Source organism: Kitasatospora sp. NPDC001539 (assembly GCF_040298565.1).
Taxonomy (GTDB): Bacteria; Actinomycetota; Actinomycetes; order Streptomycetales; family Streptomycetaceae; genus Kitasatospora.
Window position 1 is genome coordinate 1 of record NZ_JBEPAK010000242.1, and the last position, 10,809, is coordinate 10,809.

General features: G+C 76.8%; 3 protein-coding genes. All 3 read left to right on the forward strand.

Translation table 11 applies throughout. The features are described from left to right. A partial coding sequence (locus ABT247_RS27460; protein ID WP_350747416.1) for an SDR family NAD(P)-dependent oxidoreductase occupies nt 1-3,063 on the forward strand: 3,063 nt, incomplete at its 5' end. Nucleotides 3,064-3,182: 119 nt separating this feature from the next. Then, nucleotides 3,183-8,555 (forward strand): SDR family NAD(P)-dependent oxidoreductase, encoded by a 5,373-nt coding sequence (locus ABT247_RS27465; protein WP_350747419.1) that lies wholly within the window; start codon nt 3,183-3,185, stop codon nt 8,553-8,555. Nucleotides 8,556-8,611: 56 nt separating this feature from the next. Beyond that, nucleotides 8,612-10,809, forward strand: a 2,198-nt coding sequence (locus ABT247_RS27470) for a type I polyketide synthase (protein WP_350747422.1), incomplete at its 3' end; no start/stop codon positions are given.

The window sequence follows — 10,809 nt, forward strand, 5'->3', positions numbered from 1 at the left end:
TCCCTCGCCCACCTCCACACCCACGGCCACCCCGTCGACTGGACCCCCCACCTCCACCCCGGCCACCACCCCGACCTCCCCACCTACCCCTTCCAACGCGAACGCTTCTGGCTCACCCCGCCCGCGACCGCGAACCCCCGCAGCGCCGGACTCGACTCCGCCGGGCACCCGCTGCTCGCGGCGGCCGTCCCGCTGCCGGACGACGAGGGAGTGCTGCTGACCGGTCGGCTCTCCGCCGCCACGCACCCCTGGCTCGCCGACCACGCCGTCTGGGACACCGTCCTCGCCCCCGGCACCGCGCTCGTCGAACTCGCCCTCCACGCCGGCCGCCGCCTCGGCTGCCACCACATCGAGGAGCTGACCCTCCAGGCGCCGCTGGTCCTTCCCGGTGAGCAGGCCGTCCGGCTCCAGGTCCGGATCGGTGCGGCGGACGCCGCCGGACGCCGTACCGTCACGGTCCATTCCGCCGTCGACGGCTCCGAGGCCGGCGATGTGTGGACCTGCCACGCGACCGGCACCGTCTCCCCGGCCGAACCGGCCGAACCGGCCGAAGCGACCGAAGCGGTCGCGGGGTGGGCGCTGGGCGCCGCCTGGCCGCCGGCCGGGGCCGTGTCGGTCGACCTCACCGGGCTGTACCAGCGGCTGACCGAGGACGGTCTGGGGTACGGGCCGGCGTTCCGGGGTCTGCGTGCCGCCTGGCGGAAGGGCGAGGAGGTGTACGCCGAGGTGGGGCTTCCGCGCGAGCAGCACGACGCGGCCGCGCAGTTCGGCGTGCACCCGGCGCTGCTGGACGCGGCGTTGCACACCACGCTGATCGACGGCGCCGCGCAGGTACGGCTGCCGTTCTCGTGGAGCGGTGTCACCCTGCACGCCACCGGCGCGACCGCGCTGCGGGTGCGGCTGACCCCCACCGGCCCGGACCAGCTCTCGCTGGCGGTGGCCGACCCGACCGGTCTGCCGGTGGCCACGCTCGACTCGCTCGCCGTCCGGCCGGTCTCCCGGGCGCAGCTCGGGTCGGCCGCCCACCGCGCGGGCGCCGACTCGCTGTTCCAGCTGACCTGGCAGGAGTCGCCCGGCCGCGCGGCCGCGGGCACCGTGCGCCTCGCGGTGCTCGGTTCCGACGGGCCCGGCGGGTACCCCGACCTCGCCGCCCTCGCCGACGCGATCGGTGCCGGTGCGCCGGTGCCCGAAGCCGTCGTGGTCCGCTGGTCGGCGGAGCCCGGCGAGGACACCCTGTCCGCGGACGCGGCCGGGCGGGCGGTGGAGCGGGCGTTGTCGCTGCTCCAGGCCTGGGTGAGCGATGACCGGTTCGGCGCCGCCCCGCTGGTGGTCGTGACCAGCGGTGCCGTCGACGCCTCGCCCGACCCGGTCGCCTCGCCGGACCTCGCCGCAGCCGCGGTCTGGGGTGCGGTGCGGTCGGCTCAGGCCGAGCACCCGGGCCGGTTCGTCCTGCTGGACGTCGACGGGCCGGTGGCCGACGGCCTCGCGTCCGACGACGCCGTCGCCCGGTCGGTCGCCCGGTCGCCGGAGCTGTCCCCGGAGCTTCCGTCGGAGCTGTCGACGGTGCTGCCGGCCGTGCTGGACGGCGCCGAGCCGCAGTGCGCGCTCCGGGCCGGGCGGGTGCTGGTGCCCCGGCTGGCCCGACTGCACCCGGACGAGGGATTCGCCGCGCCCGGCTTGGACCCGGAGGGCACGGTGCTGATCATCGGCGGGACCGGCACGCTGGGCGCGCTGGTCGCCCGCCACCTGGTCGACACGTACGGTGTCCGGCATCTGCTGCTGGTCAGCCGGCAGGGCCGGCGCGCGCCGGGGGCCGCCGAACTCGCTTCCTCGCTGGCCGAGTCGGGCGCCGAGGTGACGATCGCCTCGTGCGACGCGGCCGATCGCGCCGCCCTGGCCGCGGTGCTCGCCGCCGTCCCGGCAGACCATCCGCTGACCGGCGTGGTGCACGCGGCCGGGGTGCTGGACGACGGCACGCTCGCCTCGCTCACGCCGGAGCGGGCCAGAGCCGTCCTGCGCCCGAAGGCGGACGCGGCCTGGAACCTGCACGAGCTGACCGTGAACGCCAAGCCCGCGATGTTCGTGCTGTTCTCGGCCGCGGGCGGGCTGCTCGGCAATGCCGGCCAGGCCAACTACGCGGCCGCCAACGCCTATCTGGACGGCCTGGCCGCGCACCGCCGCGCCCTGGGCCTGCCCGGGGTGTCGATGGCATGGGGGCTGTGGTCGGCGGCCAGCACGATGACCAGCGGCCTGAGCGGGGCGGACCGTTCGCGGATGCGGCGCTCCGGCGTGCTCCCGATGTCCACGGCAGCGGCTCTGGCGCTGTTCGACACGGCGCTCGCCCAGGAACGGCCGCTGGTGGTCCCGGTCCGGCTGGACCTCCCCGCGCTGCGCGAGGGCGGATCGGGGCGGGACCTGCCGCTGCTGCGGACGCTGCTCGGTGCGGCGCCCCGGCGGGCGGCCCGTCCGGAGGCGGCGGCCGACACCGGCCCCGGCCTGTCGCTCGACGGGCTGCCCGCCGCCGAACGGTCGCACCGGCTCGTCGAGTTGGTGCGCGGCCAGGCGGCCGCAGTCCTCGGCCACACCTCGCCGGAGGCGGTCGCGGCCGGGCGCGGGTTCCTGGAGTCCGGGTTCGACTCGCTGCGCGGGGTGGAGCTGCGCAACCGGCTGGCCACGGCCACCGGTCTGCGGCTGCCGGCGACGCTGGTCTTCGACCACCCGACACCGGCCGCCGTGGCCGCGCACCTCGGGGAGCTGCTCGGGCGGCGGGAACGGCCGGCCGAGTCGCCGGTCCTCCTCGACCTCGACGGCCTGGAGGCGGGCCTGCGTGACCTCGCCCCCGCGGACCGGGCGGCGCGTGAGCGGCTCGCCGCCCGGTTGCGCGGGCTGGCCGCGCAGCTGCACCCGCCGCAGCCCGAGCCGTCCGCCGGACGCACCGCCGACCGCGCCACCGACCGCGTCACCGGCCGCGCGGCCGAATCCGCCTCCGAGGAGGAGGAGTTCGGGGACGCGACGCTCGACGAGATCCTCGACATCGTCGACAGCGAGCTGCGGAACTCGTGACCATGCCCGTCCCGGACCCGTCACCGGACCCGTCGAGGGCCACGCCGTCGGACCTGCCGTCGGCCAGGCCGGCGGACCGGCTGTCGGAGCCGTCGTTGAACAGAGAGGCGCACAGCGGAATGACGAGTGACGAGAAGGTCGTCGACGCGCTCAAGCGGCTGACCGTCGACCTGCGCAGGACGCGCCGGCGGCTCCAGGAGCTGGAGGACGGGGCCCGCGAGCCGATCGCGATCGTCGGCATGGCGTGCCGCTACCCCGGCGGGGTCACCTCCCCGGAGGACCTGTGGCGGGTGGTGGCCGAGGAACGGGACGTCATCTCGCCCTTCCCGACCGACCGCGGCTGGGACGCCGGACTGTACGACCCCGATCCGGCCCGGCACGGCTCGGTGTACGTCCGCGAGGGCGGATTCCTGCACGACGCCGCCGAGTTCGACCCGGCGTTCTTCGGCATGAGCGCCCGCGAGGCGCTGGCCACCGACCCGCAGCAGCGCCTGCTGCTGGAGACGTCCTGGGAGGCGTGCGAGCGGGCGGGCATCGACCCGGCGTCCCTGCGCGGCAGCCGGACCGGCGTCTTCGCCGGGGTGATCTACCAGGACTACGCCTCGCGACTGCGCCGGGTGCCGGGGGAGTTCGAGGGCTACGTCGGCAACGGCAGCACCGGCAGCGTCGCCTCCGGCCGGGTCGCCTACACCCTCGGCCTGGAGGGCCCGGCCGTCACCCTCGACACGGCGTGCTCGTCCTCGCTGGTGGCGCTGCACCAGGCCGCGCAGGCGCTGCGCAACGGCGAGTGCGCGCTGGCCCTGGCCGGCGGGGTGACGGTGATGGCCTCGCCGATGGCGCTGGTCGAGTTCAGCCGCCAGCGGGGGCTGGCCCCCGACGCGCGGTGCAAGGCGTTCTCGGCCACGGCCGACGGGACCGGTCTGGGCGAGGGCGTCGGGATGCTGCTGCTGGAGCGGCTCTCGGACGCCCGGCGGCACGGCCGGCGGATCCTCGCGGTGATCCGGGGCAGTGCGGTCAACCAGGACGGCGCGAGCAGCGGCCTGACGGCGCCGAGCGGGCCCGCCCAGCAACGGGTGATCCGGCAGGCGCTGGAGAACGCCGGGCTGTCGGCGCGGGACGTGGACGCGGTGGAGGCGCACGGCACCGGGACGACGCTCGGCGACCCGATCGAGGCCCAGGCGCTGCTGGCCACCTACGGTCAGGACCGCTCCGGCGCGGAGCCGCTGTGGCTCGGCTCGGTGAAGTCCAACATCGGCCACGCCCAGGCGGCGGCGGGCGTGGCCGGCGTGATCAAGACGGTGATGGCGATCCGGCACGGCGTGCTGCCGCGCACCCTGCACCTCGACGGCGCCAACCCGCACGTGGACTGGGAGGCGGGCGCTGTGGCACCGCTGAGCGCCGCCCGGCCCTGGCCGGCGACGGGACGGCCGCGCCGCGCCGGGGTGTCGTCCTTCGGGGTGAGCGGCACCAACGCGCACCTCGTCCTGGAGGAGGCCGAGCCCGCACCGGACGAACAGCCCGCGCCGACCGGACAGCCCGCGCCGGGCGCCCAGGCCGCACCGGGCGCCCAGGCCGTACCCGCTGAACGGGCCGTACCGTCCGAACAGTTCGCGCCCTCCGAGCCGCCCCGGCAGCCGGGACCCCCCGGGCAGCCCGGGACGGCCCTGCCGTGGGTGCTCTCCGGCCGCACCGAGGCCGCGCTGCGTGCCCAGGCCGCACGGCTGCTGGAGCACCTGGACGCGCACCCCGCCCCGACCGCCGCCGAGGTGGGCGCCGCACTCGCGGGCACCCGCACGGCCTTCGAGCACCGGGCCGTCCTGCTGCGGGCGGACCGGGCCGGTTTCCGGGCCGGACTGGCCGCCCTGGCGGCGGGCGAACCGCAGCCCGGGCTGGTCCGGGGCGTCGCCCGGGGGGACGCCCGGGTGGTGTTCGTGCTGCCGGAGCGGCCGTCGGTGCGGGCCGGCCTGGTGCTGCGCCTGCTGGACGCGTCGCCGCTGTTCGCCGAGCGGCTGGCGGCCTGCGACGCGGTGCTCGTGGAGGCCGCCGGCTGGTCCGCCACCCAGGTGCTGCGCGGCGCCGCGGGCGCGCCGGACCGGGCCCGTCCGGAGGTCCGCCGCGCGGTGGGCTGGGCCGTGCTGGTCGCCCTCGCCGGGTGGTGGCGGGGGCACGGCGTGGAGCCGGCCGCCGTGGTCGCGCCGGGCGAGGCCGCCATCGCGGGGGCCTGTGTCGCGCAGGCGCTCTCCCTGGCGGAGGGGGCGCGCGCGGCGGTGTCCGGCGAGGCGTCCGAGCCGTCCGGTGCCGCGGTACCGCTGCTGACGGGCGATCCGGCCGAGGCGGTGCGCGGGCTGCTGGAGCACGGCCACACCCGGTTCGTCGCCCTCGGTCCCGGGTCGGCCGCCCGGATCGCGACCGACGCGGGCCCTGACGTCCAGGTGGTCGGTGCCGTGGACGTGCCCCTCGGCGCCCCGAACCTCCCCGGCGGCGCCGCCGCATCCCTGAGCGCCGCCGCCGCGCCGCTCGACGCCGCCACCGCATCCCCCGGCGACGCCACCGCGCCGCTCGGCGACCCGTACGGGCTGCTCACCGCACTGGCCGAGCTGCACGTCCACGGCGGTCCTGCCGACTGGTCGGCGGCGTTCCCGGCCACCGGCCTGCGCCCGGTCGACCTGCCGACCTACCCGTTCCAGCGCCGCCGCTACTGGCTGGAGGACGGGCCGGCCGCCCCCGACGTGGCGGCCGCCGGGCTCGCTCCGGCGGACCACCCGCTGCTCCGCGCCGTGGTGGAACTCCCCGACGGCGGGGGGCTGTTGTTCACCGGCCGGCTGTCGCCCGCCGAGCTGCCCTGGCTCGCCGACCACACCGTGCACGGACGCGTCCTGCTGCCCGGCACCGCCGTGGTCGAGCTGGTCCGCTGGGCGGGCGCCCGGACGGGCTGCGCGCACATCGCCGAACTGGCCCTGCACGCCCCGCTGGAACTCCCCGACCGCGACAGCGCCCCGGAGAGCGGCGTCCGGGTCAGGCTGGCCGTCGGGGCCCCGGACGGGTCCGGCCGCCGGACGGTGGAGCTGTCCTCCCGCCCCGCCGAGCCCGACGACGCCCCCTGGACCCGGCACGCCACCGGCACCGTGGCACCCGAGCAGCCGGCCGGCTCCCCGGACCTGGTCTCCTGGCCGCCGCCCGGCGCCGAGCCGGTCGCCCTCGACGGGTGCTACCGCCGCTTCGCCGGCCTGGGCCTCGACTACGGCCCCGCCTTCCGCGGGCTGCGCGCGCTCTGGCGGCGCGGCGAGGAGGTGTTCGCCGAGGTGGCCCTCTCCGAGGCGGACCGGGCCGACGCGGCGCGGTACGGACTCCACCCGGCGCTGCTGGACGCCGCGCTCCAGGCCTGCGCCGCCGCGGCCCCGCAGACCGGCGGGCCGATCCCGGTCCCGTTCGCCTGGCACGGCGTCTCGGTGCGGGGGACGGGCCCGACGGCCCTGCGGGTCCGGCTGGCACCCACCGGGCCGGACACGATCACACTCGAAGCGGCCGACCCGGCGGGCGTCCCGGTGGCATCGGTCGCGGGCCTGCGGTCACGGCCGCTGCCCGGCGACCCGGCCGGCTCCGCCCTGCTCTGGCGCGTCCGGTGGGAGCCGGTGCCGGCCGCCCCGGAGACGGCCGCGCTGCGGACGGCGGTGGTGGGTGCCGGACTCGCGGTGGACTCCGAGGCCCACTACCCGGACCTCGCGGCGCTGGCCGCCGCCGGGTCACCGGTGCCGGACGTGGTGCTCGCACCCGTGCAACCGGCCGCCGGCGACGTACCGGCCGCCGTCCACGCCGCCACCTCCGCTGCCCTCGAGCTGGTGCGCTCCTGGCTCGCCGAGCCGCGGTTCGCCGCCGCCCGGCTGGTCGTGGTCACCCGGGGCGCCCAGGTCGCGGGTGACGGCGCCTCGGCGCCCGACCTGGCCTCGGCCGCGGTCTGGGGCCTGCTGCGGTCGGCCCTGTCCGAGCACCCGCGGCGCTTCGGCCTGCTGGACCTCGACGGGCCGGTCCCCACCGAGGCCGAGTTGGCCCGGGCCCTCGCCTCGGACGAGCCGCAGCTGGCCCTGCGCCGGTCCGAGGTGCTGGCGCCGCGGCTGGTGCCGGTCGAGCGGCCCGCCGGGGACAGCCCCGCCTTCGATCCGAACGGCACCGTCCTGGTCACCGGCGGCACCGGCACGCTCGGCGGCCTGCTCGCCCGTCACCTGGTCGCACGCGGCGCCCGGCACCTGCTGCTGGCCGGGCGCCGCGGGGAGCGGACCCCGGGAGCGGCGGAACTGGTCGCGGAGCTCACCGCGTCGGGTGCGGAGGTCAGGGTCGCCGCCTGCGACACCTCCGACCGCGAGGCCCTGGCCGCCCTGCTGCGTTCCGTGCCGGCGGACCGTCCGCTGACGGCGGTGGTGCACGCCGCCGGTGTGACCGACGACGGCCTGGTTTCCGCGCTCACCCCCGACCGGCTCGACGCCGTCCTGCGACCGAAGGTGGACGCGGCCTGGCACCTCCACGAACTGACCCGCGACTGCGGGTTGGACGCCTTCGTCCTGTTCTCCTCGGCCGCGGGCACCTTCGGCACCGCCGGACAGGCCAACTACGCCGCCGCGAACGCCTTCCTCGACGCGCTCGCCCGGCGGCGCCACACCGAGGGACTGCCGGGGCTGTCCCTGGCCTGGGGCCTGTGGGCCGAACGCAGCGGCATGACGGAACGTCTGAACGCCGCACAGGCGGGAAAGTTGGCTCGGAGCGGGTTCGGCGCGCTCTCCACCGCGGAGGCACTTGATCTCTTCGACAGCGCCCGTATGATGATCACCGAATCGGTGCTCGTCCCGGTCCGGTTGGACCCCGCGGTGGTGCGGGGCCGCGCCGAACAGGGACAGGTCCCGTCGCTGCTGCGGGAACCGGTCACCGGACCGGCGCCCGCCGCTGCCGCGGCAGCCGCTCCGGCAGCCGTTCCGGTGGCGGACCCGGAGACCGGCTTCGCACAGCGCCTCCGGGCGATGCCGGAGACCGAGCGCCGACGCGCCCTGCTCGACCTCGTCCGGACCCATGCGGCGATCGTGCTGGCCGAGTCCTCCCCCGAGGACGTCGACCCCGGCCAGGGCTTCGTCGACCTGGGCTTCGACTCGCTCGCCAACCTCGAGCTCCAGGACCGGCTCCAGGAGGCGACCGGCCTCCAACTGCCCAGCACCCTGGTGTTCGACCACCCCACCGCAACGGCCCTGGCCGATCACCTCTGCAGCCTGTTCGGCTCCGGGGCGAGGACGGAGGTGGGCCCGGCGCTCGCGGAACTCGACCGGCTGGAGGCGTTCCTGACGCCCTTCACCGACGACGACCAGGCCCGGACCGCGATCACCCACCGGTTGAGGGACCTCCTCGCCCGCTGGGGCGACGACGGCCGGGACAACGCCGACCGACCCGACCTCGCCTCGGCGACCGACGACGAACTCTTCGACGTACTGGACCAGTTGCGCGCCCGCTGAGGGCCGAGAACCCGGCAACACCTCGATCCCCGCACCGGCTATAGGAGCAGGCTCAAGTGGCACATGAAGACAAGCTTCGCGAGCACCTCCGGTGGGCTGCCGCCGAACTCGCAGAGGCACGCCGCCGGACGGCCGAACTGGAGGCCGCCGACCGCGAGCCGATCGCGATCGTCGGAATGAGCTGCCGCTACCCGGGCGGGGTCCGGACCCCTGAGGAGCTGTGGGAGCTGGCTGCCGCCGGGCGGGACGCCGTCGGCGCGCCGCCCGCCGAACGCGGCTGGCGCATCGAGGACTTCTACGACCCGGACGGCCTGCGCCCGGGCACCTCCTACGTCTGCGAGGGCGGCTTCCTCGACGGGGCCGACCGGTTCGACCCGGGGTTCTTCGACGTCAGCCCCCGGGAGGCCCTCGCCATGGACCCCCAGCAGCGGCTGCTGCTGGAGACTTCCTGGGAGGCCTTCGAGCGGGCCGGCATCGCCCCCACGACCGTGCGCGGCACCCGGGTCGGGGTGTTCACCGGCCTGATGTACCACGACTACGGCACCCGGCTGGCCTCCGTGGACGAGTCGGTCGCGGGCTTCCTGGGCAGCGGCACCGCGGGCAGCGTCGCGTCCGGACGGATCGCCTACGTGCTCGGACTGGAAGGGCCGGCGGTGACCGTGGACACGGCCTGCTCCTCGTCCCTGGTGGCGCTCCACCTCGCCGCCCAGGCCGTCCGGCGCGGCGACTGCACCATGGCGCTGGCCGGTGGCGTCACGGTGATGGCCACGCCCGACACCTTCGTCGAGTTCAGCCGTCAGGGCGGCCTCGCCCGGGACGGGCGCTGCAAGTCCTTCGCGGCGGCCGCCGACGGCACCGCCTGGGGCGAGGGCGCGGGCATGCTGCTGGTCGAGCGGCTGTCCGACGCCCGGCGGCTGGGCCATCCGGTGCTCGCCGTGGTCCGCGGCTCCTCGGTCAACCAGGACGGCGCCAGCAGCAGCCTCTCCGCGCCGAACGGGCCCTCGCAGCAGCGGGTGATCCGGCAGGCCCTCGCCGAGGCCGGGCTGTCGCCGGACCTGATCGACGCGGTGGAGGCGCACGGGACGGGCACCCGGCTGGGCGACCCGATCGAGGCCCAGGCCCTGCTGGCGACGTACGGGCAGGAGCGGCCTGCCGAACGGCCGCTGCTGCTGGGCTCGTTGAAGTCCAACATCGGCCACAGCCAGGCGGCGGCCGGGGTCGGCGGCGTCATCAAGATGGTGATGGCGATGCGGCACGGCGTGCTGCCGCCCACCCTGCACGTCGACGAGCCCACCCCGCACGTCGACTGGTCCGCCGGCGCCGTCGAACTGCTCACCGAGGCCCGGAAGTGGCCGCAGACGGGGCGGCCGCGGCGGTCGGCCGTGTCCTCCTTCGGGGTCAGCGGGACGAACGCGCACGTCATCCTGGAGGAGGCGCCGGCGGACGAGCCGGTGGAGGAACCGGTGGCCGGCGTGGCCGCGGTCGGCGACACTCTGCTGCCGTGGGTGCTGTCCGCCCGGGACGAGCGGGCGTTGCGCGCCCAGGCCGAGCAGTTGCGGGCAGCGGTCGAGGCGCACCCGGAGTGGGAAGCGGCGGAGGTGGCCGCAGCGCTGGTGTCGGACCGGTCCCTGTTCGAGCAGCGGGCTGTGGTGATCGGGGAGGAGCGGGCCGAGCTGCTGAGCGGTCTCGCCGCCGTCGCCGAGAGCACCGCCGCGCCAGGGGTCGTCCTGGGCAGCGGCACGTTCGGGCGTCCGGTGTTCGTGTTCCCCGGCCAGGGCTCCCAGTGGGCCGGCATGGGCGCCGAACTCCTCGACACCTCCCCCGTCTTCGCGGACTCCATCGCCCGCTGCCAAACCGCCCTCGACCCCTACATCGACTGGACCCTCACCGATGCCCTGCGCGGCCACCTCGACCTCACCCGCGTCGACATCGTGCAACCGACGCTGTTCGCGACCATGGTCGCCCTCGCCGAGCTCTGGCAATCCCTCGGCATCCGCCCCGCCGCCGTCATCGGCCACTCCCAAGGCGAAATAGCCGCCGCCACCATCGCCGGAGCCCTCACCCTCCACGACGGCGCCCGCATCGCAGCCCTGCGCAGCCAAGCCATCCTCGCCATCGCCGGACACGGCGGCATGGCCTCCATCCCCCTCAACCACCACGACACCACCCAACTCCTCGCCCCCTGGCGCCACCAGCTCGCCATCGCCGCCCACAACGGCCCCACCACCACCGTCATCGCCGGCGACGCCACCGC